Annotated in this window: 22 protein-coding genes; 3 read left to right on the top strand and 19 right to left on the bottom strand. The window is 61.7% G+C overall.

Annotation, left to right across the window (positions count from 1 at the left end; translation table 11 throughout):
- Positions 1 to 8: 8 nt before the first annotated feature.
- The 4 genes from kynU to A6764_RS08580 all read right to left on the bottom strand — a co-directional run bounded on the left by kynU (position 9) and on the right by A6764_RS08580 (position 4,307).
- Positions 9 to 1,295 (bottom strand): kynureninase, encoded by a 1,287-nt coding sequence (kynU, locus tag A6764_RS08595; protein WP_065066802.1) that lies wholly within the window; start codon positions 1,293 to 1,295, stop codon positions 9 to 11.
- Between the two features lie 473 nt (positions 1,296 to 1,768).
- Positions 1,769 to 2,974 carry an AAA family ATPase gene (locus A6764_RS08590; protein WP_029100019.1) on the bottom strand — a complete coding sequence of 402 codons (1,206 nt, stop codon included), beginning with the start codon at positions 2,972 to 2,974 and terminating at the stop codon, positions 1,769 to 1,771.
- Between the two features lie 12 nt (positions 2,975 to 2,986).
- A complete protein-coding gene (locus A6764_RS08585; protein ID WP_029100018.1) occupies positions 2,987 to 3,868 on the bottom strand; it encodes a tetratricopeptide repeat protein in 882 nt (293 codons plus the stop codon).
- The gene (locus A6764_RS08580; protein WP_029100017.1) at positions 3,849 to 4,307 is read right to left on the bottom strand and encodes a hypothetical protein; all 459 of its coding nucleotides are present in this window, start codon (positions 4,305 to 4,307) and stop codon (positions 3,849 to 3,851) included. Before A6764_RS08580 ends, A6764_RS08585 begins: the two co-directional genes overlap by 20 nt.
- 155 nt (positions 4,308 to 4,462) lie before the next feature.
- Here A6764_RS08580 and A6764_RS08575 point away from each other — a divergent pair, with 155 nt between their 5' ends.
- A complete protein-coding gene (locus tag A6764_RS08575) occupies positions 4,463 to 4,774 on the top strand; it encodes a hypothetical protein (protein ID WP_065066807.1) in 312 nt (103 codons plus the stop codon).
- 54 nt (positions 4,775 to 4,828) lie between these two features.
- On the opposite strand, the gene nfsA is transcribed toward A6764_RS08575, so the two are convergent.
- The 13 genes from nfsA to A6764_RS08510 form a co-directional block, all read right to left on the bottom strand.
- Entirely contained in the window at positions 4,829 to 5,569 is a 741-nt protein-coding gene (nfsA, locus tag A6764_RS08570; protein WP_029100015.1) for an oxygen-insensitive NADPH nitroreductase, read from the bottom strand.
- A gap of 298 nt (positions 5,570 to 5,867) precedes the next feature.
- Positions 5,868 to 6,503, bottom strand: coding sequence for an orotate phosphoribosyltransferase (gene pyrE, locus A6764_RS08565; RefSeq protein WP_029100014.1), 636 nt, complete (start codon positions 6,501 to 6,503; stop codon positions 5,868 to 5,870).
- A 1-nt stretch (position 6,504) separates the two neighbouring features.
- On the bottom strand, positions 6,505 to 7,236 hold the full coding sequence (gene pyrF, locus A6764_RS08560) for an orotidine-5'-phosphate decarboxylase (protein ID WP_035290056.1): 732 nt from the start codon (positions 7,234 to 7,236) through the stop codon (positions 6,505 to 6,507).
- A 133-nt stretch (positions 7,237 to 7,369) separates the two neighbouring features.
- Positions 7,370 to 10,582, bottom strand: a complete 3,213-nt coding sequence (carB, locus tag A6764_RS08555; protein ID WP_065066803.1) for a carbamoyl-phosphate synthase large subunit — start codon at positions 10,580 to 10,582, stop codon at positions 7,370 to 7,372.
- On the bottom strand, positions 10,566 to 11,663 hold the full coding sequence (locus tag A6764_RS08550; protein ID WP_065066804.1) for a carbamoyl phosphate synthase small subunit: 1,098 nt from the start codon (positions 11,661 to 11,663) through the stop codon (positions 10,566 to 10,568). Before A6764_RS08550 ends, carB begins: the two co-directional genes overlap by 17 nt.
- A 26-nt stretch (positions 11,664 to 11,689) precedes the next feature.
- On the bottom strand, positions 11,690 to 12,973 hold the full coding sequence (locus A6764_RS08545) for a dihydroorotase (RefSeq protein ID WP_065066805.1): 1,284 nt from the start codon (positions 12,971 to 12,973) through the stop codon (positions 11,690 to 11,692).
- Positions 12,940 to 13,887, bottom strand: a complete 948-nt coding sequence (locus tag A6764_RS08540; protein WP_029100009.1) for an aspartate carbamoyltransferase catalytic subunit — start codon at positions 13,885 to 13,887, stop codon at positions 12,940 to 12,942. Before A6764_RS08540 ends, A6764_RS08545 begins: the two co-directional genes overlap by 34 nt.
- A 172-nt stretch (positions 13,888 to 14,059) precedes the next feature.
- Positions 14,060 to 15,406 carry a solute carrier family 23 protein gene (locus tag A6764_RS08535; protein ID WP_029100008.1) on the bottom strand — a complete coding sequence of 449 codons (1,347 nt, stop codon included), beginning with the start codon at positions 15,404 to 15,406 and terminating at the stop codon, positions 14,060 to 14,062.
- A gap of 187 nt (positions 15,407 to 15,593) precedes the next feature.
- A complete protein-coding gene (pyrR, locus tag A6764_RS08530; protein WP_029100007.1) occupies positions 15,594 to 16,133 on the bottom strand; it encodes a bifunctional pyr operon transcriptional regulator/uracil phosphoribosyltransferase PyrR in 540 nt (179 codons plus the stop codon).
- 216 nt (positions 16,134 to 16,349) lie between these two features.
- Positions 16,350 to 17,810: a TolB family protein gene (locus A6764_RS08525; RefSeq protein WP_413541985.1), complete on the bottom strand. Its 1,461-nt coding sequence runs from the start codon at positions 17,808 to 17,810 to the stop codon at positions 16,350 to 16,352.
- A 155-nt stretch (positions 17,811 to 17,965) separates the two neighbouring features.
- Positions 17,966 to 18,895 (bottom strand): RluA family pseudouridine synthase, encoded by a 930-nt coding sequence (locus A6764_RS08520; protein ID WP_029100006.1) that lies wholly within the window; start codon positions 18,893 to 18,895, stop codon positions 17,966 to 17,968.
- A gap of 61 nt (positions 18,896 to 18,956) precedes the next feature.
- On the bottom strand, positions 18,957 to 19,406 hold the full coding sequence (lspA, locus tag A6764_RS08515; RefSeq protein ID WP_029100005.1) for a signal peptidase II: 450 nt from the start codon (positions 19,404 to 19,406) through the stop codon (positions 18,957 to 18,959).
- A gap of 132 nt (positions 19,407 to 19,538) precedes the next feature.
- Positions 19,539 to 20,180: a serine/threonine protein kinase gene (locus A6764_RS08510; protein WP_065066808.1), complete on the bottom strand. Its 642-nt coding sequence runs from the start codon at positions 20,178 to 20,180 to the stop codon at positions 19,539 to 19,541.
- Positions 20,181 to 20,417: 237 nt separating this feature from the next.
- Between A6764_RS08510 and A6764_RS08505 the strand changes: the two genes are divergently transcribed.
- The gene (locus A6764_RS08505) at positions 20,418 to 21,338 is read left to right on the top strand and encodes an iron-hydroxamate ABC transporter substrate-binding protein (protein ID WP_065066809.1); all 921 of its coding nucleotides are present in this window, start codon (positions 20,418 to 20,420) and stop codon (positions 21,336 to 21,338) included.
- Between the two features lie 30 nt (positions 21,339 to 21,368).
- On the top strand, positions 21,369 to 22,037 hold the full coding sequence (locus A6764_RS08500) for a FecCD family ABC transporter permease (RefSeq protein ID WP_065066810.1): 669 nt from the start codon (positions 21,369 to 21,371) through the stop codon (positions 22,035 to 22,037).
- 126 nt (positions 22,038 to 22,163) lie between these two features.
- Here the strand turns inward: A6764_RS08500 and A6764_RS08495 are convergent, their stop codons facing one another.
- Both A6764_RS08495 and A6764_RS08490 read right to left on the bottom strand, forming a co-directional pair.
- Positions 22,164 to 23,588: a phosphoglucomutase/phosphomannomutase family protein gene (locus A6764_RS08495; protein ID WP_176703247.1), complete on the bottom strand. Its 1,425-nt coding sequence runs from the start codon at positions 23,586 to 23,588 to the stop codon at positions 22,164 to 22,166.
- 6 nt (positions 23,589 to 23,594) lie between these two features.
- Positions 23,595 to 25,571, bottom strand: coding sequence for a glycoside hydrolase family 15 protein (locus A6764_RS08490; protein ID WP_065066812.1), 1,977 nt, complete (start codon positions 25,569 to 25,571; stop codon positions 23,595 to 23,597).
- Positions 25,572 to 25,628: the final 57 nt, after the last annotated feature.

Below are 25,628 nucleotides of genomic sequence, written 5' to 3'. Positions count from 1 at the left end.
TCCTGCCGTCAGGTCACGACGCCCCGTTTGTTTTCGTAGCGTTCGTACAGCTTCTCCTGCATGATCCGCTTCAGCACCTGCACCGCTCTCCACACTTCATGGTATGACGTGTACAAGGCCACCGGTGCCAGCCGAATCACGTTGGGGGCGCGGAAGTCAGGGATGACGCCGTGCGCTTTCAACGCTTGGGAGATGCGGGCCGCTTCCGGGTGTTCCAGGCTGACGTGGCCGCCGCGCCGCTCGTCCTCACGCGGGCTGCCGATGACAAAGCCCATGTCCGGCAGCTCCATGTCGATCAGGTCCATCAGGTAGAGCGTCTGCCGCAGCGACTTGTCGCGGATCGCCTCCATGCCGGCCTCGGCAAACATCTCCAGCGATCCGAACAGCGGCGCCATGCTGAGGATGTGCGGCGTGCCGATCTGGTACGCCCCCGCCGTCCGGGCCGGCGTAAAGTCGTGCTCCATGTCAAACTGCTTTTCCTTGTCCGAGCCGAACCATCCGGCCAGACCCGGGAGCCGTCCGAAGTGCTTCCGGTTGACGTAGAGGCCGCCGACGCCGCCGGGCCCGCTGTTCAGGTACTTGTAGGTGCACCAGTAGGCGAAGTCGACACCCCACTCGCTGAACCGATGGGGGATCGCCCCCACCGAGTGGCAGCCGTCAAATCCGATCAAGATGCCGCGGGCATGCGCCTCCGCCGTCAGCCGGGGAATGTCCAGAAGCTGGCCGCTCTTGTACAGCACCGTCGGCAGCACGATCAGCGCCACCTCCTCCGTCATCGCGGCGATGATGTCCTCCTCGGCCAGATAGCGGCCGTCCCGGCTTTTGACCCGCACCAGGTAGTCGGCGGGGTCCAGCCCGCGCAGCCGCAGTTGGCTCTGCAGGGCGTAGATGTCGGAGGGAAAATTGAGCTCGTCGGCGAGGATTTTGCTCCGCTTCCCCTCCGGGCAGAAAAAGGCGGCCGCCAACTGGTGCAGATTGACCGTTGTAGAACCGCTCACAACCACTTCGTCAGGTTCGGAGCCGACCAGCGGCGCACTCATCGCGCCCAGCCGCTCCGCCTGGTAAAACCACGGGTTGTCCCCCTCTGTCCACCCGTCGATGCCGCGCGTCTTCCAATCGTCCAGCGCGCGCAGCAGCGCTTCCTCCGCCCGCCTGGACAAAAGGCCGAGCGAATTGCCGTCCAGGTAGACGATGCCCGGCTGGATGTAAAACGCTTCGCGAAAACGGGCCAACCCATCCTCTGCGTCGCACTGCAGCGCATGCGCCTCTTTCAGTAAAACGGAACGGCTCTCCACGACAAGCCTCCTCCCACGGAAATGAGTTGCTCATACACAGCTTACAGAAAAAAACGAAAAACAGAACCGGTTGGAAGCTAGTGGGAAATGCCGAAGGGAAAAAGCCGCTCCGCTCCACTCCTCTCCACAAGGCCCTGTACCGCGTCGATGACTGTTCGACGGCTCATGGCCCCAGCTTCGCCATCGTCGCATCGGAAGTGAACCCAGCGGCTTCCCGTGCGCTGAATGGCGTCCCCATTGACAATGTCAAACGATGGAAGTCCGATGAACGCTTTGCTAAAATCAATAGGCAGCGCAGATTTCCTTTTCTTGGTATGTCTAACTCACTCGACATTGCGATAATAATTCTGGCAATAAACACAATGCCCGGTACGTTCAAAAAAGACTTGTACGGAAAAAAACCGCACAAGTCTCTTGCTTGTTGTGGCGGTCACGGCCCCAGCCTTTCGGTGAAAAACCCCCCCGCGGCCCCCTCAAATCCGCTTGTGCCGCGCCAAGAACTTCTCCACGTCGTCGTACAGACCGCCCTGGTTGGCGTATTTCACGTAGTTTTTCACCGTGCGCAGCCACTCGATGGTGGACGGGCGCGTATCGGCAATCGCTTCGCGCAGGTCGTCCACGCCGATGGGCCGCTCCACGCCGGTGGACATGATGTCGCGGATGACGTTTTCCGTCGCCTGCTCGACCACCTGTTCGATGTCGGCGCCGGAGTACAGCTCGGTCCACTCCGCCAACTGCCGGTAGTCCAGCGGCTCGACCGGCCGCTCCGCCAGTTTCAGCCGGAAGATCGCCTCCCGCGCCTCGCGGTCCGGCGGGGCGACGAAAATCAGCTTGTCAAAGCGGCCTGGCCGTTTGAACGCCGGATCCACATCCCACGGCATGTTGGTGGCGCCGATGATCAAGAGTTTATCCGTATTGGCGTCGATGCCTTCCATCTCGGTCAGAAGCTGATCGATCACCGTCCGCATCGTGTGGGAGGCGGACTTGCCCCGGTTGTACCCCAGCGCGTCCATTTCGTCGAGAAAGAGAACGGCCGGCTTCTGCGCCCGGGCGGAGGCGAACAGGTCGCGCAGGTTTTGTTCGCTCACGCCCAGATACGGGTCGAGAACGTCGGCGATGTGCACGCTGACAAACCGCGCCCGGCATTCCCCCGCCGTCGCTTTGGCGATATACGTCTTGCCGCAGCCGGGCGGGCCGTACAGGAGAATACCGCCGCCCGCCTTTTTGCGGAAGCGCTCAAACAGGCCGGGAGAGAGAAACGGCTGAATGATCTTCATGCGGATCGCCTCTTTGACCTCGTGCATGCCGCCGACGTCGGCAAAGGTGATGACGCCTTCCCGCTCCTTGGCCGCTGCCGCCCCGCTCCGGGCCTTGCCGCCGGGTATCACCCGCATCGGGCCGGCCGGAACGGACGGGACCGCAATCTCTTCCGCCGGTTCCTGCCGGTTCTTCTCCGCTTGTGGGGGGATGAATTCGGCCTCCGCAGCCGAGAGTTTTCCCAGCGCCTCGATGATGGTTTGCTTCATCTCGTCGTCACCGTGGGCCAGCGCCTGGGTAAACGCCTGCAGGGCCTCGCTGCGGTTTCCCTGCTCGGCGTATTCCACACCGAGCAGATACCACACGGAGGCGTTGTGCCGATCAGCCTCCAGCATCTGTTTTAACACTTCGATCTTCGTCATGACTACCAACCCTTACCGCATCATTTTTCGGAACAGTTTGTACACGACCGGCGATATCCAGGTGTAGACGCACAACAGCACGTACGCAATCGCGGTCACAGCGGCCGTTCCGTACCATTCCATTCGTCTCAACAGCGTCATCAGTGCGAGAAACCCGAGCCACCAGACGATGGGACCGCCCATTTTTTGCATCAGGCGGTTGGGGAAAAAGATCGGGTGGGACACCCTGTCCACTTCCTCCAGCACCCTCAACAGGTCCCGGTTGGTCGGTTCGAGCAAAAACGCCTGCCGGAAACACTCCCGCGCTTCGCGGTAATCCTCCCGGTCCAGCGCGGCCAGTCCCAGCTTGGTCAGCTTGTCCACGTCGCTTTCCGCGACGTGCATGTACTGGCGAATGGTTTGCTCCTGTCCTGCTTTTTCGTCAAACGCGCGCTGAAAGAAAAAATGGTAGTGCAGCACCGTCTCGTTTTCCGGATCGAGCCGCAGCGCCTCCCGCATCAGCCGGCGCGCTTTTTCCTCATAGCCGGTTTTCAGCATCAAAAAGGCGTACTGGGCCATGATCCCCGCGTTTTGCGGGTTGAGCGAAAGCGCGTGAAGCAGGCATTCCTCCGCTTCCACATACGCTTCTTTTCGCATGCAGATCGCCCCCAGGAGCGAGAGAGCCATTTCACCGTCGCACCCGTTCCTCAGCGCCTCCCTGACGAAGCGCTCTGCCTCGTCCGTCTCGTCAAGCTGAAAGGCGCAGGCGGCGAGATAATAGAGCAGCATCCCGTCGTCAGGGGCGTACGGGAGCAGTTCGAGAAATGCGGCCCTGGCTTGTTCATGGCGGCCGATTTCATAGTAGTAGAGGGCTTCCCGCCAGGCGGCGTGAAAGTCATCCGGTATGTGTGACATGGTGGATTCCCTCCCCCAAACGGATCAGCACCGCTTCCGCCACAAAGCCGGCGACGACTCCCACCAGTCCCGCCTTCGCCATGGATTTGTGCTCACCCTGCAGGACGGTGTGCAGGCGGTACCGTTTTTTTAGCGCAAACCGATAGGCAAACGCCATCACAATCCCGGCCAGCCGCGAGTGCACGAAAGCGGCGCCTTCCTCTCCCGTCGCCACAATCGCGGCAAACCTGGCCGCCAGCACGGTCAGGCCGGCAGTCAGCAGCAGCATCGTCCGTTTTTTGTCCGCCCGCAGCCAGACGGCATTGACGGTTCCCAGCGCCAGCACGGGGAGGATTCCGCCAAAGAAGCCGACATAGATCAATTTGTCGAGATCGTAGGATTTTGTCGCTTTGACGCCCCCCTCCTTCAACGAGGGACGCAGCAGTTCCTGGTCCAACAAAAAAACGTGCTCCTTTCCAATATGTAGAAATCCAACCTCTTTATTATAATACAAGCGGCGAACAAGGAGGAGATGGAAGAATTGCATGATGCAGGAAAGTTGGCGGTTTGCTGCGAATGAATGTCGAAAAAACAAGCGGGGATGTGGGAAGACGGATGAAGGTCATCACCTTGTGCGGTTCCACCAGGTTCAAACGGCAGTTTCGGGAGATGGAAGCGGCGCTGACGCTGCAGGGGCATGTGGTCATCAGCCTGGGATTTTTTGAACAGAGCGACAACATTCCCGTCACCCCGGAACAGGCGCTGCTGTTTGAGCGAATCCACCGCCGGAAAATCGATCTGGCGGACGAAATGTTCGTGATTGATCCGGACGGGTATATCGGAGAGAGCACTCGCAGCGAAATCGCATTCGCCATGGCGAAGGGAAAAGCGGTCCGGTACTACTCCGAACGGGAGCCCAACAGGTAGGGAGCAGCACAGGCAAAGGGCAGCGCATTCGCCGCTGCCCCCTGCTGTCATCCGCTATTTCATGGGAAAGCCCTGCTGGCGCAGGAAGGCGGCCAGGTGCTGCCGGCGCGGCGAACTGAGGTACTCCGCCAGTTGTGCCGTCCACCCGTCCGTGCGCTCGCCGCCCGTTCGCTGCGCGTAGTACGCGGCGGTGATGTCTTCGTACTCGCGCAGGGCGTCATGCAGGTGCTCGGTTTGATAGCGTTCCGCATGAACGACGGCCCGCTGCGGCAGTCTCGGCTTTTGCGCCACATCCTGATCGGGAAAGCCGAGGCACATTCCCATCACCGGGAAGGTAAGCGGCGGGAGCTGCAGCAGACGAGTCACTTCGTCCGGCTGGTTGCGAATGCCTCCGATCATGACGCCGCCCAACCCGTGGGAGCGGGCTGCCAGCAGCACGTTTTCCGCCGCCAGCGCGGTGTCCACCGCCGCGACCAGCAGGTTTTCCACTTCGTCTGCGGCCAGTTCGCGACCGTGCATCTCGCACGCCAGCTTGAGCCGGTAAAAGTCGGCGCAAAACACGAGAAAGACCGGGCAGGTCTCCACCCATTTCTGGTTGCCGCACAAGACCGCCAACTGCCGTTTGGTTTCTGCGGACTTCACGACGATCACGCTGTAGGCCTGGACATTGTGCGAGGACGGGGCCCACTGCGCGCAGGTCAGGACATCCTGCAGCACCTCCTCGGGAATCGGCGCGGCCGTGAATTTTCGGATGGAGCGATGCGACTGAATCAATCGGGTTACGTCTGTTGACATGAATGTTGAGCCTCCATTTCTCTAGGAATCCACCTCATAGTGTCGCCATTTCGTATTTCCTCATGAATCGTTCGATCTCCTCCATGCTTCCGCCACCAAAAAACACGCCGGAGCAAGGCGGAAGAATGGGTCGAGTCGCTTGCCCGGCGCCGTCGGCGTCTGGTGCTGACGCAGCGGAGTGCGTTTTCGTTCCGCGTTTTAAAGAAAAAACGCCCCGAAACAGGGCGCTGACGAAATACAGCCGATAAGCTGCAGCGGTTCTTTCCATTCAGTCTGTTCTGGCATGCGTCATGACCAGTTAACCAAAAAAGGTGCGGGGGGCTTTGCGCCAGTCGGCCAACAGGCTCTCCTGCTCCGCCGTGATGACGCCGCGCTCGCGTGCCGTCTCGAGCAGCGCGGTGTAATGGGAAAGCGTCGCGACCGGGATGCCCTCCTCTGTAAAAAGGGCTTCTGCTTCCGGAAACTGGTAGCTGAAGATGGCTGCCACGCCCAGCACGTCGCCTCCCTCCGACTGGACGGCCCTTGCCGCCTTGAGCGAGCTGCCGCCGGTGGAGATCAGATCCTCGATGACCACCACTTTCTGACCTGCGGCAAGCACGCCTTCAATTTGATTCTGCCTCCCGTGTCCCTTTGCCTTGTCGCGCACGTAGATCATCGGCAGATCCAGCAGTTCCGCCACCCAGGCGGCGTGCGGGATGCCCGCTGTCGCCGTGCCGGCGATCACTTCCGCCTGCGGAAAACGCTCGCGGATCACGTCGGCAAACGCCCGGGCAATCCGGCGGCGGACCGGCGGATGGGACATCGTGAGCCGGTTGTCGCAGTAGATCGGCGATTTAATGCCGGATGTCCAGGTATACGGCTGGTCCGGGCGCAGGTGAACCGCGCCGATCTCCAGCAGGTGTCCCGCAATTTCTTTGGCTGTCGTGGTTGTCATCCTATCCTCTTCCCTTCGCGTCCGTTGTTTCGTGCTGTGCCGCCTGCACGGCGTTCACGATCCGCTCCCAGGCGGCGGCAGGATCGGGCGAAGCCGTGACCGCCCGGCCGATGACGATGTAGTCGCTCCCCAACTGAAACGCCTGTTCCGGGGTCGTGATTCGGGTCTGGTCCCCCTTTTCCGCCCAGAGAGGCCGAATTCCCGGCGTGACGGTGAGGAATTCGGTTCCGGCCGCCTGCTTGATCATCGGCACCTCCAGCGGAGAGGCGACGACGCCGTCCAGGCCTGCCCGCTTGGTCATCCTCGCGTAATGGACGACGACGTCTTCCACCGCGCCGGGAATCGCCAGCTCCTCGTTCATCGTCTGTTTTCCCGTCGAGGTGAGCATCGTGACGCCGATCAGCAGCGGACGGGGGGAACCGGCCGCCGTCCCCTGCTCCAGTCCTTCCCGGGCCGCCTCCATCATGGCCACGCCGCCGGCGGCGTGCACATTGACCATGTCAACGCCGTGACGGGCCAGGCTTTTCATCGCTCCTTTGGCCGTGTTGGGGATGTCGTGCACCTTCAGGTCGAGAAACACCTTCAGTCCCTGCTCCTTCAGGTAGTGGACGATTGCCGGACCTTCCGCATAGGCCAGTTCCATGCCCACCTTGACGTAGCGGATCAGCCCGTCCAGCCGGGCCAGGCATTGTGTGACGTCCTCTTTCGTGGAAAAGTCGAGCGCAACGATCATGCGCTCGCGAATATCGGTTGGTTGTGGCGGCACACCGCTCTCTCCCTTCTTAGTGGCGACACTACGTCGTGTTTACCCCCTTGCGAAGCCACATCCGGGTCCCCGCAGAGGGGGCTTTCTGTCCTGTTCTCGTCTACACCGGCACGGCGAGATTGGTGCCCGTGCGCTGCGACGGCATCGCTTCCGTGGAGAACGTGATCGTCTCCAGGACGTACAGCAGCGCTTTCGCCGTGTCCAGGGACGTCAGGCAGACGGCGCCGTTTTCCACGGCTTCGCGGCGGATGCGGAAACCGTCCCGCTGCGGTGTCTTGCCTTTGGTCAGGGTGTTCAGCACAATGTTCGCTTCCCCTTTGTGGATCATGTCCAGCAGGTTGGGCGTGCCCTCGGACAGCTTGTTCACGCGGGTGACGGTCAGTCCCGCTTTCTCCAGGTAGTCCGCCGTTCCGGAGGTGGCCAGCAGTTTAAAGCCCAGGCAGCGGAAGCGTTTCACGATCTCCAGCGCTTCTTCCTTGTCCTTGTCGGCGACGGTGACGAGCAGCGAACCGTGCGTCGGGATGTTCATGCCGGCGGCCAGAAGCCCTTTGTACAGCGCTTTGGCCAGCGTCCGCTCGCGGCCCATCACTTCGCCGGTCGACTTCATTTCCGGCCCCAGCGTGATGTCGACGCGGCGCAGTTTGGCGAAGGAGAAGACCGGCACCTTCACGGAGACCATCTCGTCTTCCGGATGGCAGCCGGGCGTAAAGCCCTGCTCGACGATGGAGTGGCCGAGGATGGCCTTGGTCGCGATGTTCGCCATCGGGATGCCCGTCACCTTGGACAGAAACGGCACGGTCCGGGACGAACGCGGGTTTACCTCGATCACGTACGGACGGTTGTCGCAGATGACAAACTGGATGTTGATCAGCCCTTTGATCTTCAGGGCGCGGGCCAGCTTCGTCGTCATCTCGATCAGTTCCTGCTTGATTTCAGGCGAGAGGGACTGCGGCGGATACACCGCGATCGAGTCGCCGGAGTGCACCCCTGCGCGCTCAATGTGCTCCATGATGCCCGGAATCAGCACGTTTTCGCCGTCGCAGATGGCGTCGACCTCCGCCTCCGTGCCGACCATGTAGCGGTCGACCAGCACCGGATGCTCCGGATTGACCTTCACCGCGTTTTCCATGTACGCCAGGAGTTCCGTCTGGTTGTAGACGATTTCCATCGCGCGGCCGCCCAGGACGTAGGACGGGCGAACCAGCACCGGGAAGCCAAGGCTTTCCGCCGCCACCACCGCTTCCTCCACGGAGGTGACGGTTTTGCCCGGCGGTTGGGCGATGTCGAGGCTTCTGAGCAGCGCTTCAAACTTTTCGCGGTTTTCCGCCGCGTCGATGTTCTCCAGGCTGGTGCCGAGGATGCGCACGCCGCGGGCAGCCAGTTTGTCCGCCAGGTTGATCGCCGTCTGTCCGCCGAATTGGACGATCACGCCCTCCGGTTGTTCCGCATCGATGATGTTCATCACGTCTTCGATGTAGAGCGGTTCGAAGTAGAGGCGGTCGGAGGTGTTGAAATCGGTGGAGACCGTCTCCGGGTTGTTGTTGACGATGATCGCCTCGTACCCCGCTTCCTTCAGCGCCCAGACCGCGTGCACGGTGGCGTAGTCGAACTCGATGCCCTGGCCGATGCGGATCGGGCCGGAGCCGAGCACGACGACGCGCTTTTTGCCCGTCTCCACACGCTCGTCTTCCTGCTCGTAGGTGGAGTAGTAGTACGGGGTCTGCGCTTCAAACTCGGCCGCGCAGGTGTCCACCATCTTGAACACGGGCTTGAAGCCGTGCTCTTCCCGCAGGGTGCGGACATCCGCTTCCGTCCGGCCGGTCAATTCGGCGATTTTCCGGTCGGTAAAGCCCATCCGCTTCGCCTCGTAGAGCTTCTCCGGCGTCAGGCCTGCCGCCAGTTCCTTTTCGAAGGCGACGATCTTGTGCAGCTTGTGCAGGAAGAACCGGTCGATGCTGGTCAGGCCGTGCAGCGTTTCGATGCTCCAGCCGCGCCGCAGCGCCTCTGCCAGGAGGAACAGGCGCTCGTCGTCGGCGGCGATCAGTCGGGCTTTCAGCTCGTCGTCGGCCAGCGCGGACGCGCCCTTGATCTCCAGGTGGTAGGTGCCGATCTCCAGCGAGCGGATCGCCTTCATGATCGACTCTTCGAAGGTGCGGCCGATCGCCATCACTTCCCCGGTCGCCTTCATCTGCGTGCCCAGCTTTCGGTTGGCCGCCTGGAACTTGTCAAACGGCCAGCGCGGGATTTTGCTCACCACGTAGTCGATCGTCGGCTCGAAGCAGGCGTAGGTTTGGCCGGTTACCGGGTTTTTTAGTTCGTCGAGCGTGTAGCCGATGGCGATTTTGGCCGCCATCTTGGCGATCGGGTACCCCGTCGCCTTGGAGGCCAGCGCCGAGGAGCGGCTGACGCGAGGGTTTACCTCGATCACGTAGTACCGGAAGCTGTGCGGGTCGAGCGCGTACTGCACGTTGCAGCCGCCTTCGATGCCCAGCGCGCGAATGATTTTCAGCGCGGAGGAGCGGAGCATCTGATACTCGCGGTCGGACAGCGTCTGGCTCGGCGCCACGACGATGGAATCGCCGGTGTGCACCCCGACCGGATCGATGTTTTCCATGTTGCAGACGACGATGCAGTTGTCGTTTGCGTCGCGCATCACTTCGTACTCGATTTCCTTCATCCCGGCGATGCTCTTCTCGACCAGGCACTGCGTGATGGGGGAGTATTTCAGGCCGCTCGCCACGATTTCCCGCAGGCTCTCCTCGTCTTCGCAGATGCCCCCGCCGGTGCCGCCCAGCGTGTAGGCCGGACGGACGATGATCGGGTAGCCGATTTCGCTGGCGAACCGCACCGCTTCTTCCACGGTGCTGACGATCGTCGACTCCGGCACCGGCTCGCCCAGCTCGTTCATCAGGGCGCGGAACTGTTCCCGGTCTTCCGCCCGCTTGATCGAGTCGAGGTTGGTGCCGAGCAGCTTCACGTTCTCTTCTTCCAGCACGCCTGCTTCCGCCAGCGCTACCGCCATGTTGAGCCCGGTTTGGCCGCCCAGCGTCGGCAGGAGGCCGTCCGGTTTTTCCTGGCGGATGACGCGGGTGACAAATTCCGGCGTGATCGGTTCGATGTATACTTTGTCCGCCATGTTGGTGTCAGTCATGATGGTGGCCGGGTTGGAGTTGATCAGCACCACTTCCAGCCCTTCTTCCTTCAGCGCCTGGCAGGCCTGCGTGCCCGCGTAGTCAAACTCCGCCGCCTGCCCGATGACGATGGGACCGGAGCCGATGACCAGGATTTTTTTCAGGTTAGCGTGCTTTGGCATGTGCCCTCTCCTCCTTTGCGGTGTCCATCATCTCGAGAAACCGGTCAAACAGGCTGCCGGTGTCGTACGGGCCGGGGGCCGCTTCCGGGTGGAACTGCACGGAGAAGGCCCGTTTCGCCGTGCTGCACAGCCCTTCCACCGTGCCGTCGTTCAGCGCGACGTGGGTAATCTCCAGGCCGGTGCCCGGAATCGACTCCGCTTTCACCGCATAGCTGTGGTTCTGCGACGTGATGTAGGTGCGGCCGGTTGCCAGCTCCTTGACCGGGTGGTTGCCGCCGCGGTGGCCGAACTTCATCTTCACCGTGTCCGCTCCGGACGCCAGGGCAAACAACTGGTGGCCCAGGCAGATGCCAAACAGCGGATACTCGCCCAAAATCTCGCGGATCGTCGCGATCGCCTGCGGCACGTCTTTCGGGTCGCCGGGGCCGTTGGACAGGAGGATGCCGTCCGGCTGCAGGCGGCGAATCTCGGCGGCGGTCACGTTGTAGGGGACGACCACCACGTCGCAGTTGCGCTTGGTCAGCTCGCGCAAAATTCCGTGCTTGGCGCCAAAGTCGACCAGCACCACGCGATGCCCCGTCCCCGGACAGCTATACACGCTTCGGGTGGAGACGCGGGACACCTGGTCCGTCATCAGGGAAGCGCGGCGGAGAGAGCCGAGCAGGTCGGACAGGGGGGCGCCGCTGGTGGTGATCATCCCTTTCATCGTGCCGTGGTAGCGGATCTTGCGGGTCAGCATCCGCGTGTCGACGCCGGCGATGCCCGGGATGCCGTACGCCTTCAGAAGTTCATCCAGCGTCCCGGCGCTGCGCCAGTTGCTCGGCGCGTCACAGTGCTCGCGGACGACGAACCCGTGGATGTAGGGGCGCACCGCCTCAAAATCGTCCCGGTTGATCCCGTAGTTGCCGATCAGCGGGTAGGTCATGGTGACGATCTGGCCGCAGTAGGAAGGGTCGGACAGCACTTCCTGATAACCGGTCAGCCCGGTGTTGAACACCACTTCCCCCACGCTCTCCGCCGCCGCCCCAAAGGCGGTGCCGACGCACTCCGTTCCGTCTTCCAAGATCAGTCTCGCTCGCATCTTCGCTTCCTCCTTATTCCGCATCCTTATTCCGCTTCGCGATGTACGATCGCGCCGTTCACCATCGTCAGGGTCGGCCATCCTTTGCAGACCCAGCCGGCAAATGGCGTATTGGTTCCCTTGCTGGCAAAGGTGCTCGGATCAATGGTCCGCTCCGCCTCCAGATCGAGGACGGTGAGATCGGCCGGAGCGCCTACTTCCAGGCGTCCGTACGGCAGGCCGAAAATGGCCGCCGGTTTTACGGTCAACAGCTCAATCAACTGCTTCAGCGTCAGCTCGCCGGTCAGCACCAGATGGGTGTACAGGAGCGGGAACGCCGTCTCCAGACCGACGATGCCAAACGGCGCCCGCACGATGCCGTTCGCCTTTTCTTCCGCCGTGTGAGGGGCGTGGTCGGTGGCGATGATGTCAATCGTGCCGTCCTTCAGCCCGGCGATCAGCGCCGCCCGGTCTTCGCGGCCGCGCAGCGGCGGGTTCATTTTCCAGTTCGCGTTCAGGTCTTCCGGGATGTCTTCGTCGCAGAGCAGCAGGTGGTGCGGCGTCACTTCGCAGGTGACGTTCACCCCGGCCCGCTTGCCGTCCCGCACCAGGCGCACCGATTCCTTGGCGCTGATGTGGCAGACGTGGTAGTGGACGCCGGTCTGCTCCGCCAGCAGGATGTCCCGCCCCACGTGGATCGACTCCGATTCGGACGGGATGCCCGGCAGTCCGTGCCGCGCCGCCACCACGCCGTCGTGCAGCGCACTGCCCGGCGTGATCAGGTCGTCGTCTTCGCAGTGGGCGACGATCGAGAGGCCCAGCTCTTTCGCCCGCTTCATCGCTTCCTTCATCGTCGCGCTGGACTGGACGCCCACGCCGTCATCGGTCAGGGCAAAAATCCCCGCTTCCTTGAGCGCGGCGAAGTCGGTCAGCTCCTTGCCGAGCTGCCGCACGGTAATCGCCCCGTAGGGAATCACGCGCGCCTTGCCCGCTTCCCGCGCCTTGTCCAGGATGTAGCGGACCGTCTCCACGCTGTCGATGGCAGGGCGGGTGTTGGGCATGCAGGCGATCGTGGTAAATCCGCCTTTTACGGCGGCATGCGCTCCCGTCGCAATCGTCTCCTTGTGCTCAAAACCCGGTTCGCGCAGGTGGACGTGGACGTCGACAAACCCGGCGGAGATGAGGCCTCCCCTGCAGTCGATCCACTCGTGGCCGTCACGCGCGAGCTGTTCAGCGATCGCCGCGATGCGTCCGTCTTCGATCAGCACTTCGGCGGCGATCTGCTCGCCTGCCTCGTTTATGCGTTTGCCGTTGCCAAGGATGATTCCCATGTCATTTCGCTCCCTTTCAGCACAATTTCCAGTACCGCCATGCGGGCAGCCACGCCGTTGGTCACCTGTTTTTTGATCAGCGACTTCTCGCATTCCACCAGGTCGCTGTGGATTTCCACCCCGCGGTTGACCGGTGCCGGGTGCATGATCACCGCCCCCGGCTTCATCATCCTGGCCCGCTCCAGCGTCAGCCCGTGTGCCTGGTGGTACTCTTCTTTGGAGACGAACAGCGCGTCCGTGTGCCGCTCCAACTGCACGCGCAGCATCATCACCACGTCGGCCGTCCGGACCGCTTCGTCGATGCCGACCGTTTTCACCCCGTCCGGCACGATCTGCGATTGCGGCATCATGCTGGCCGGACCGGCGAGCAGCAGGTTGGCCCCCAGCTTGGGCAGAGCGTGCAGATGCGAGCCGAGCACACGGCTGTGGCGCAGGTCGCCGATGATCGCCACGGTCAGCCCCTCGATCCGGCCGAACTGCTGCTTCATCGTCAAGAGGTCGAGAAGGCACTGGGTTGGATGTTCGTTGGTGCCGTCGCCCGCGTTGATCAGATGAAGGCCGACATCGGCGGCCAGTTCCTTAAGCAGGCCGTCCTTTTTCGTGCGGATGACCGCCGCCTCCACGCCCATCGCTTCCAGCGTGCGGAGCGTGTCGTAGATCGTTTCCCCTTTTACCGTGGAAGAGGTTTCCGGGATGAAATTCAGCACGTGCGCACCCAACCGCTTTTGTGCCACCTCAAACGAAAAGCGGGTTCTCGTGCTGGCCTCGAAGAAGAGGTTGGCGACGAAGCGCCCCTTGAGCGCATCCGTCTGCACGCCGGGCCGCTCCGCCCAGTATCGGGCGCGATCCAGCAGCCGCTCGATCTGTTCTGTTGTCAGCTCTTTCATGCCAATCAGGTGCGTCACGTTGCTCATCGAGAATCCCTCCGTTTTGTCCGCAGTATGGATAAAAAAAGCTTCTTGCCGTGCTGGCCGTGAAGGCAGGCGTAGGCAAGAAGCTTGTGATTCGCTTCCCTGTGCGCAGGTGAAACAGCGCCCAGCCGCCTTGCCAGCCTCTCGGGACTGACTTAAAGGTCGTCGGAACGTGTCAGGCGATTTGCTTTTGTTCTTCGCGGTGCGTTTCCCCCATCGCCGATTCCTTGCCCGGCAGGATCACGTGCAGCACGATGCCGAGGAAGGTGGAAAAGGCGATGTTGTCAATCGTCAGGTTGTGCAGGAAGGACTGCCAGAAGGAAACGCCTTCGAAGCTGATTTTGTAACCGCCGATCCCGGTGACCAGAATCGCGGCGGCGATGATCATGTTTCGCTTGTTGGAGAAGTCTACCTTGCTTTCCACGTACATTCGGAGCCCCTGGGCCGCGATGATCCCGAACAGGATGATGGAGACGCCGCCCAGCACCGGCGTCGGAATCGTCATCAGGAGCGCGCTGACTTTGCCGACGAAGGCGAACAGGATCGCCAATACCGCCGCCAGCCCGATCACCACGCGGCTGAACACGCGGGTGATGGCGAGCACGCCGATGTTTTCCCCATACGTGGTGGCCGGCGGTCCGCCGATCAGGGCGGCCAGCGCGGTCGCCACGCCGTCCCCCAGCAGGCTGCGGTGCAGTCCCGGATCTTTCATCAGATCGCGGTCCATCACCCGGCTCGTCACCAACAGGTGACCGAGGTGCTCCGCCAGCGTGACAAACGCGACCGGCGCGATGATCAGCGCCGCCACCCAGGCGGACGGGTCGCCGATCGCGGAGGCCACTTCCCCCAGCTTGAAGCCCGGCGAGGCAAAGAGGGGCGCTGCGGCCACCTTGTTCAGGTCGATCAGGTCAGGATGGCGAATGAGCGTGTAGAGGTACCCGACAACGATGCCGATGAGAATCGGAATGAGGGCGAAAAAGCCGCGCAGCATCACGGCCGCCAGGACCGTCACCACCATCGTCACGAGCGAGATTTCGATGGAGGTGAGCGACATGACCGACTGGCCGTCCACCGTTACCTTGGTCGCCATGTCGACGGCCACCACCGACAGGCTCAGGCCGATGACGACGATGACGGACGCGATCACCACCGGCGGCAGGACGCGGTCCAGCCACTTGACGCCGGCCTTCTGCACGATCGCCGCCACGATGACGTAGACCAGGCCGGAGAGGAGGCAGCCCAGCAGCGCGGTGCCGACGCCATAGGCCTGGCTGACCGTGATGATCGGGCCGATAAAGGCGAACGACGATCCCAGGTAGTTGGGCAGCTTGCCTTTGGTGATCAGAAGAAACAGGAGCGTCCCCACCCCGCTGGTGAAGAGCGCGGTCGCCGGGTCCAGGCCGGTCAGAATCGGCACCAGCACGGTCGCGCCGAACATCGCAAACAGGTGCTGGATGCTGAGCGGCAGCAGCTTGACAGCCGCCGGCGTTTCGTGCACATCGACAAAGTTCTTTTGACTCATGTGTATCGTGTCCCCCTGCGTTTTGTTTTCTCTTTCCTGCGTTTTCCGGTGACGGCCAACAAAAAACCTCTTTGTGCGGGCACAAAGAGGCATACTCCTTCCATCCTTCCATGGGCATGGAAAGCGCGTAAACCTCTTCGCAACCTCACGGGATTGCGGTTAAAGAGGCGTATCCGGTTATCGCGTCTCAGATCAATTGGCGGATGGTGACCATGTCCATCCCGTCCACTTCCGCCAGCTTCACGTCCACGATCTCGGAGCGGGACGTGGGGACGTTTTTGCCGACAAAGTCGGGCCGGATCGGCAGCTCGCGGTGGCCGCGGTCCACCAGCACGGCCAACTGGATCATGCGCGGGCGGCCGTTGTCGATCAGCGCGTCCAGCGCGGCCCGGACCGTTCGCCCGGTGTACAGCACGTCGTCGACGAGGATGACCGTCTTGCCGGTGATGTCACCGGGCAGTTGGGCGCCGTGCAGCACCGCATCTTCCGATTTGTGCTGCAGATCGTCCCGGTAAAAGGTGATGTCCAACTGGCCGACCGGCACCTTGACGTTTTCGATCAGTTCGATCCGCTCCACCAGCCGCTGCGCCAGGTAGATCCCCCTCGTCTTGATGCCGACGACGATGCAGTCTTCCACCCCTTTGTTCCGCTCGATGATTTCGTGGGCAATCCGTGTCAGAGCCCGGCGGATGGCCGCTTCGTCCATGATGACGCTTTTGTTGATCACGTGCGCTTCCTCCTCCAAGAAATCGGCTTGTCTCTCCTGCGGCACAAAAAAAGGCTTCTTGTCAGGCGACAAGAAGCCACAGGCCGATGACAGGCAAAAGGGTTGGTTCGCCCTTTTCCCGCCGTCTCTTCGTATCCGTGCCCTTGCCAGCCTCACGGGACTGGATTTAAAGGTTCCCTTCGTCAGTTCGAATTATGGCACGAATCGGGACCGGTGTCAATGAGGTTTTTGCTCTTTCCAGAAAACGCGGATCCACGGCGGCAGGTAGTTGCCGTAATACCCGATGTCCCCCGTCACGTGCCGGAGCAGTTCCACTTCGCTTTCGCTGCCCGTTTTCAGATAGAGAGAGCCGTGTTCGGCAGCATCAAGCCGGACAAACAGCAGGGCGTTCCCGTCCGGCGACAGGGCGGGAAAGGTATCGGCCGTCTTGTCCGTCCCCTGCGTCACGGCCTGCTGACTGCCGTCGGCGCTCCGCCGCCAAATGCGCTGCCCGGGCACCATCGGCTTTTGCGGCTCGTACTGATACTCCTTCGCGACGCCGCGGGTAAAGTACAGCGCGTAAGGGGCAGCTGCCGTCCACGTCGGCAGGGCATCCACCTTGTCCGGCTGCCCTGCCGGAATCACCCGTCCGTTCGCATCCGCGAGCGTCACGCGCTTGTTGTGGGTGGCCATGCGATCGCTGCCGTCGATAAACGCCAGCAGGCTGCTGTCCGGCGACCAGGCCAGCCACTCCGGGTACGCCAAACCGCTGCCGATGTCCACCGGTTTGCGGGCGGGCTGTGTCAGGTCAAACATCTGAATCGCCACGCCGTCAGCGGAGAGCGAAGCGGAGGACACCCGCACGTAGTAGGCCACCCGCTTGCCGTCGGGAGCGACCGTCAGCCCGTCAGCCGCCCACGGATAGATGCCTTCTTCCACATTGGGCGGTTCGGCAAGCGGGTAGGCGGCCAGCCGATTGCCCGCCAGATCGGTAAGCTGCAGCGTCATCGGCCGCCCCGGAGCGGCGGGCACGGACACGAGCAGGCGCCTGCCGTCCGGCATCCAGGCAAAATCGGCCAGCTCGGTCGTCCGACTGCCGACGACGACCGCTTTCTCCCCGGCCATTTCCGCCACCACCAGCACCGGCTTCCGTTGCTCCCCTGTTCCGGCCGCGTTGACCCTGTAGGCAAAGGTGCGGGAGACAGGGGACCACTTCGGCTGGTCCAGAATCGGCCGCTCATCCACCCGAAACGCGCCGGTGCCGTCCGCCTTCACCGCCCACAGGTAGGCCGGGGACGAATAATCGTCCGCCCTGTCGTACTGCAGGTAGAGCAGCCATTGGCCGTCAGCCGACCACCCGGCGATCTCCGCTTTGCCCTGCGCCGTCACCTGCCGGGGCACAGCGTCGGCCCGGCTGGCGTCCAGGATCCACAGATGAGCGTTGTTGGTAAACGCGATCGTCGCCGGAACCGCGGCCTGGCTGACGCGCTGCGGGGCGTCCGCCCGCACGGCCCGCTCTCCCTGCTGCACGCCTCCCACCGCTTCATTCCCCGTCTGCAGGGATGACGTCGGGGACGCCTGCAACGATGACGCCGGAGCCGACCCCTGCACTGGCGAGGCCGGGACCGATACCGCCTGCACGGATGCGGTCATCACCGACGCCGTCAGCGCCGCTGCACATGCCGCTTGTTTCAACATCGTCCACACGGGTCTTCCTCCTTTTTTTCACCTCGTCGTTGGTATGACGCTCCCGGCGTGGAAACGTTTCGTCCGCCAACAAAAAACGCCAGGGAATGTCCGTGGTACCTCCCTAGCGTTTTTCCAGTCCAACCGTTTTATGTGCGTGTGATGTGTCAGGCCTGCCGCAGTTGGTGAATCACGTCCAGCAGATCCTGCGGCAGCGGCGCTTCAAACTCCAGCCGCTCGCCCGTGCGCGGATGGTCGAAGCCCAGCGTTTTCGCGTGCAGCGCCTGGCCGTCCAGCTCCAGCGTGTTTTTCGGCCCGTACTTGGGGTCGCCCGCCAGCGGATAGCCGATGTATTTCATATGCACCCGGATCTGGTGGGTGCGCCCCGTCTCCAGCTTCAGCTCCACCAGGGTAAACGCCTTGAACCGTTCCAGCACGACAAAATGGGTGACGGCCGGTTTGCTGTTTTCAAAGACGACGGCCATTTGCTGCCGGTTTTTCGGATCCCGGCCGATCGGCGCGTCGATCGTGCCCATTTCGTGCGGAATGACCCCGTGCACGATGGCCACGTACTTGCGGTTGACGCTGTGCTCTTTCAACTGCCGGGCGAGGCTGACGTGCGCCTTGTCGTTCTTGGCCACCATCAGCAGGCCGGAGGTGTCCTTGTCGATGCGGTGGACAATGCCCGGCCGAAGCACACCGTTAATCCCCGACAGGTCCTTGCAGTGGGCCAAGAGGCCGTTGACCAGCGTGCCGCTGTAATGTCCGGGGGCGGGATGGACCACCAGCCCGCGCGGCTTGTTCACCACGATCACGTCGGCGTCTTCGTAGACGATGTCGAGCGGCATCGGCTCCGGCGCGATCTCCATTTCCTTCGGCGGGGGGACCCGCAGCGTAATCTCGTCGTCCGCCGCCAGCTTGTAGTTGCTTTTCACCGGCTCCCCGTTGACGGACACTCGGCCTTCCTTGATCCAGATTTGCACTTGCGACCGGGACCAGTCTTCGTTTTGCATCGCGACGAATTTGTCGATCCGCTCGCCCGCGTCGGCAGGCTCAACGGTCCAGTCGTACCGTTCAAACAACTGCGTGTCGTTCATCTCTGTCTCCTCGTAAGTAGTACCGCTAGTATCGTCCAAAAACACTCGTTCCATTTACGGCTTACTCCGTCTTGCGCCTGCCCTCCAGCAGCACGTCCAGCAGCAGCAGGGCGACGCCGATGGTAATGGCCATATCGGCTACGTTGAAAATCGGAAAGTTGATCAGGGTAAAATCGAGAAAATCGACCACCTGGCCCGTGCTGACGCGGTCGATGAAATTGCCGATCGCCCCGCCCAACACCAGCGAAAGCGCGAGCGACACGCGCGGCTGCCGCTTGCCGATGCGGACGAGCGACACCAGGATGCCGATCACGACGGCAATCGTGATGATCACAAACAGCCACCGCTGGTTTTGCAGGATGCCGAATGCCGCTCCCATGTTCCGATGGGACGTGAGGTGAAACACGTCCGGAATTAGGGGAATCGACTGCCCCAGCTCCATCCGTGTCACCACCAGGTTCTTGGTCCATTGGTCGAGCGCGACAATGGCTGCAGCAATGAGAAAGTACATCGATGGGGTCCTCCTTACTCCGACTCAGTCAGCCAACAACAACATGACGTCAACAGAAGATGATACCACAGCGCCGCTTCCGAAACAATGAAACGACCGCCGCTCCCCGTGGACCGGTGCGTTTTCGCCCGCTCACCTAAAGAGGCGGGACAGCTTCTTGTAGTACCGATACCCTTTGCGCACGCCATCCAGCACCCAGAGCGGGATCTTCCAGCCGCGGTCCTTGAGAAACGGCAGGTAAATCTTGTAGTACGCTCGCCGCAGGTCGCGCCACTTGCTGTCCGGTATGTTTTTGTAGTAGTCGGACACGTCGATCAGATAGCCCCGCCCCTGATCCATCAGCACGTTTTTGCCGTGCACGTCGTGGGGAAACAGCCCCTTGGACCGGGCTTCCTCAAGCGCCTCCTCCACGTCCTCGATCACCTGCGGCGGGATCGGGATGCCGTAGCGGAGGCAGTCAAACAGGGAAATGCCGTTGATCCGCTTCAGCACCAGGTAGCAGGGCTCCGCCTGATAGCAGACGGGAAACGAGCGGGTCTCCCCCAGCTTGCGGTACACGTCCACTTCCTGTTCCCAACCGGGACGACCCGGCGCGTACAGCTTCACCACCACGTCCGGGTAGTCGGGATGGGCGAACACCGCCGCGTAGTTGCCCGTCCCCACCAACTCCCACGGGTACGGCGTGTGCAGAACGACGACCGGGTCGTCCGGCGAACGGCTTTCCAGTTTTACGTCCCGCAAGAACGGGTCCAACACGTCTCGATGGATGCGCATGTGTCCACTTCTTTCGTCACGGAAGGGTTTCTTCTTTTTGATTCTAGCAAAACCAGAAAATTAGGCAACCGCGGCCAGTGATTGACAAACGAAAACGTTGGACGTAGGAAACGACATTGATAATCATTATCAAAGACTTTCGATGGTTGTCGGAAATCGGCGCGGGTCCGGTCGTTTCGGCGGAACAAGCATCGGCCCGTGCGCATCACCTACCACGTAGCCAAAGGAGAATGCGGCATGAAAAACATCCTTCTTTCCATCCTGCTGCTGTTCACTCTCGTAATCAGCGCTTGCAGCAGCCACCCGACAGGACAAGGGAACCAACCGGCTTCACCGGAAGACAACTCCGGCACGATTACATACCAATCGGAAAACGGCCCCATCGAAGTTCCCGCCAATTCCAAGCGCGTGGTCGTACTGTCATCGTTCGCCGGCAACGTCATGGCTTTGGGCGTCAATCTTGTCGGCGTGGATTCGTGGTCGAAAATGAACCCGCGTTTTCAAGACAAATTGAAAGATGCAGCCGAAGTATCGGATGAAAATCTGGAAAAAAACATCGAATTACAGCCCGATTTGATCATCGGATTGTCAAACACGAAAAATCTTGAGAAGTTAAGCAAAATTGCCCCTACCGTGACATACACATACGGAAAAGTGGATTACCTGACACAGCACCAGATCGGGAAGCTGTTAAACAAAGTAAAGGAAGCACGCGCCTGGATTGACGATTTCAAAAAGCGTGCGCAGCAGGCCGGAGCAGACATCCGGGCAAAAATCGGGGAAAACGCAACCGTTTCCGTCATCGAAAACTTTGACAAGCAGCTTTACGTGTTCGGCGACAACTGGGGCCGCGGCACCGAGATCCTCTACCAGGAAATGAAACTGCGCATGCCTGAAAAGGTAAAGGAAACGGCGCTGAAAAACGGCTACTTCGCCCTCTCTCCGGAAGTTCTCCCGGAGTTTGCCGGAGATTATCTGATTGTGAGCAAGAACAAGGAGGCCGACAACTCCTTTCAGGAAACCGACACGTATAAAAACATGCCGGCTGTGAAAAAGCACCGCGTTTTTGAAGTGAATGCGAAAGAGTTCTACTTCAATGATCCCTTGACGTTGGAATTCCAATTGGACTTCTTTATCAAAAGCTTTCTCGGCAGCTAACTCCTCCACGAAAGAAAAGATGAGAGACTGATGACGAAAGACAAGCAACGGTCCATCCCATTCGGATACAAACTGATTGCGGGCATCCTGTCACTGCTGGCGATGTTTGCAGTGGCGATGGCGTACGGGGCGGCGGACACCACACTCCGCGATGTTTGGCTGTCCCTTGTTTCTGACGCTGCGGGAGAGAAACTCTCCGTCATCCGGGACATCCGCCTGCCGCGCATGGTGATCACCCTGTTGGCAGGTATGGCCCTTGCGCTGTCCGGCGCTGTCTTGCAAGGCATCACGCGCAACGATCTGGCTGATCCCGGCATCGTCGGAATCAATGCGGGGGCCGGCGTGGCGATCGCCGTCTTCTTTTTGTTCTTCCCTGTGAAGGCCGATACGTTTGTCTTTGCGCTTCCCTTTGTCGCGTTTGTCGGAGCCCTGCTGACCGCTGTGGCGCTTGCCGCTTCCGCCGTTTCTGTCACGGGAGGCATTGCCTTTATCGGCCTCATGGCGCCCCATATGGCAAAAGCCCTGGTGGGACCCCGCCATCACGTATTGATCCCCGTCAGCGTCCTGCTCGGCGGATGGCTGCTGCTGCTTGCAGACACGACCGGCCGCCATCTGCACGATCCGGATGGCATTCCGGCTGGCATCATGGCCGCATTACTGGGTGCCCCCTATTTTCTCTATTTGTTGTTGAAATCCTAGGAAAGGTTCGAGCAGCAGCAAGAGCCGCCTCCAAGCCGCATGGGCCAGGCTTGGAGGCGGCCTTTCACCATTTTTCCCCCGCAAACGCGTTTCCGTTCCGGCGAGGCCGGAGGGGGGTCCCGTTCGTTACGCGTTGATCTCGATAAACCAGTCCTGAACGGCCTCCCTGATCTTCTCCAAAGCGGCGGCGTTCGCCGCCTCGCAGTAGATGCGGATGAGCGGCTCTGTCCCGGACGGGCGGATCAGCACCCAATGGCCGCCGTCGAGCAGCAGCTTGATGCCGTCCATGCGGTTGATTTCCCGCACCGCAAACGGCCCCACCTGGCCGGGCGGCACCGCCAGCATCTGCTGCATCCAGCGGTCTTTTTCCGGCAGGCGGATGTCCAGCCGCGTCGAAAACAACTCGCCAAACTCGTCGCAGACCTCCTGAAGAATCTGGTCGATGCCTTTCTTTTCCCAGGCGCACATCTCCGCCAAAAGCAGGTTGATCAAGATGCCGTCCTTTTCCGGGATGTGGCCGAGGATGCTGGCTCCGCCGCTCTCCTCGCCGCCGATCAGCACGTCTCCCCGCAGCATCTGGGCGCCGATGTACTTGAACCCGACGGGCGTCTCCACCAGGTCCAGATCGTACCGGGCCGCCATCCGGTCCAACAGGTGGGTGGTCGCCACGGTGCGCACGATTCGGCCGCGCAGCCTCCTGTTTTTCACCAGGTGGCGGGTCAGCAGGGCGAGCACGGCGTTGGGCGGCACGTACCGGCCGAAACGGTCAACGGCACCGAAGCGGTCCGCGTCTCCGTCGTTGGCCAACCCCAGGTCGGCCTGCCGGTCGACGACCTCCCGCTTCAACAAGGACAGATGGTGATCGTTCGGCTCCGGCAGGCTGCCGCCAAAAAACGGGTCGGCCGTCTCGCGGATGCTGACCGTTTCCACCCCCGCTTCTCCCAGCAGTCCGCTTACGTAGCCAATCCCGGCGCCGTGCATGGGATCGATCACGACCCGGAGCGGTGATTGTTTCAGAACGTCCAGGTGGACCATTCGCCTGAGGTGCGCCTCGTAGTGCGGACGCAGCACGATCACCTGCAGCAGCCTGCGCGCCTTGGCTTCTTCTAGCGAGATGTCCCGGACGCCGCCCGCCTCCTGGACCGCCCGGATCAGCTCTTCCAGCCTGCCGGTGATCTGCGGAGCGGCCGGTCCCGCATAGTCGGGAATGTACTTGATCCCGTTGTACTCGGGGGGGTTGTGGCTGGCGGTGATCATCACCGCGCCGCTGGCGGCAAAATGCTTGACGCCGAACGCGACGGCCGGCGTCGGCGCCGCTTCGTTGACCAGATAGACGCGAATGCCGTTGGCGGCCAGCACGCCTGCCACCGTCTCGGCGAAGCGGCGGCCCAAAAAGCGGGTGTCATGACCGATGATAATGCCTTGTTCCTGATGGCCGATCTCCCTGGTATAGGCAGCAATGGCCTGGGCGACGACGCGCACGTTTTCCACCGTGAATTGATCGGCGACGATGGCGCGCCAGCCGTCCGTGCCAAAGCGGATGTCGTTCACTGCGATTCACCTCTCCTCTCTTTGCCGGATCTCGGTTGCTTTGTCCACGTAACGCAGCACCGTGGCGACAAAGGTGGCGTGCGACCAGGTGAGCGGCGCGACGGAGACGGGCTCGCCGGTGTACGGGTCCAACTGCTCCGACAGCACGCCGCTCTCCATCGCGTGCCGCACCACCCAGGCGAGCCGCTCCCTCGCTTCGCCCAGTTCTTCCAGCGACCGCGCTTTCTCAATCTCCCAATCGGCTACCCACAGCGTGCAGATAATCCAGGGGTTTCCCGGCACCCTGGCCGTGTCGTGGGCCTTGCGAAAATACGGATCTCCCTGGTACCGGGCGATTCCGCCCACCGGCGTATCCACCCGCAGTCTGTGCTTGACCGCCTCCATCGTGCTGACCACCCGGGGATCGTCGGCCGGCAGTACGCCCAGGGCAAACAGCCCAAACAGGCTGCTTTCCACCGTCTCATCCTTTTCCAGCTTTCCGTCCGGCCGCACGTACACCCCGCGCAAAAACCGGCCGAGGTCCGGGTCGTACAAATGCTGCAGCATGGCCGAACGGACGCGCTCCGCCCCTTCGTCGTAGCGCTGGAAGCGGTGGTCGTCGCCAAACAACTGGGCAAACCGGGCCGCCGCCTTGAGTCCGGCGTAGACGGCGGCGCTGGTAAAGGTAAAGATCCCTCTGCGCTCCTCCCACAAATCGTAGCTGGGGAGAGGAAGCTGCCATTCGGGATGGAGATGGGACAGCAAAAAACGGGCGGCCGGCCTGACCAGCGAGGGATACAGCCGCTGGCAGAACTCGATCTGCTTGCCGCAGCGGTACATCTCCCACAGCGCGTGGAGGACGAGCGCCGTCTCGTCTTCCTGGATGGGAAGCTGGTGCTCCCCGTCCCGGACATACGGGTGCCAGCTCGAACCGACGGAACCGTCCGGGTTGTACTTGTGCAGCAGATAGCCGTCGTCCGTCAATGCGTCCCGGCAAAAGCGAAAAAACGGCGCCACCGTCCCGCTGTATCCCGCCCGGGCCATTGCGCAGGCGACCAGCGCCCCGTCGCGCGGCCACATGTAGCTGTAATGGTCGCGGTTGTACTGCAGGATGTCCGAGTCGTTGGCGGCCAGAATGGCGCCGTGCTGATCAATCTGCGTCTGGATGATCAACAGGCTCTGTTTGTACAGGCGGACCACCTCAGGGGGCAGGTCGGCAAAGCTCCGCTCCTCCTTGTTCACCCAGCGCCGCCAGTAGACGTCTACCCGCGCCAGCAGGCGGTCCGCTCCGCTGTCCAGCACGTACTGGTTCAATTCCTTGACCGCCGGGTACGTGTCGCCGACGCACATCCAATAGTACAGCGTCTGCTCTTCCAGCGGCTCCAGCACGAGGCGGAACGAAACGGTGCTGTCCACCGAGCCCTGCGCGATCGTGTTTCCTTCCAGCAGCCCGTCCTCCGCGTCCCGCCAGGTCCCTTCCGCGTAATTGAACCGCTTAATGCCCACGCTGTACTGGAACATGCCGTCCTCCGCCGTCCGGCCGTTCATCATGATGTAGACGCTGCGCTTGTAATGGTACACGGTGTGAAGCAGGGGATCGTACACGGCCGTATCCCCCACTTCGGTCTCGTTCAGGCTGAAGTCGTGATGAAAGAACAGGCGCACTTCCCGCGTCTCCGCGAAGTGGTTGCGGACACGGACCTGTTTTAAGTAAATCGGGTCGCGCTGATGCACGCCGTCCGCGATGCATAGCGTAAGCCCCAACTGCTCGTAACGGGCGGTGACGTCGGTCACGAGCGACTCGTTGCGGTAGCCGAGCTTGCGCACCCAGCCCTCTTCATCCAGCCAGGAAAACCGCCCCTGCACCCAGATGCCCAGCTTGCAGAAATGACCGCCCACGTGATTCAGTTCCCCGACGTACGGATAGAAGAGATCGCGCATGTGCAGTCTGTCGTCAAAGTTGATCAGCAACTTTCCGTTGCCCACCACAAGCGGTCTTGGCATGATGTCACGTCCCTTCCGATCTGAAAAAACTTCACGAGAAGGCTCCCGAAAGCGGAA

Source organism: Brevibacillus sp. WF146 (genome assembly GCF_001673705.2).
In the GTDB taxonomy this organism is placed as follows: domain Bacteria; phylum Bacillota; class Bacilli; order Brevibacillales; family Brevibacillaceae; genus Brevibacillus; species Brevibacillus thermoruber.
Note: the sequence above shows the minus strand (reverse complement) of the source record. Positions and strands in the feature narration are given on the sequence as shown.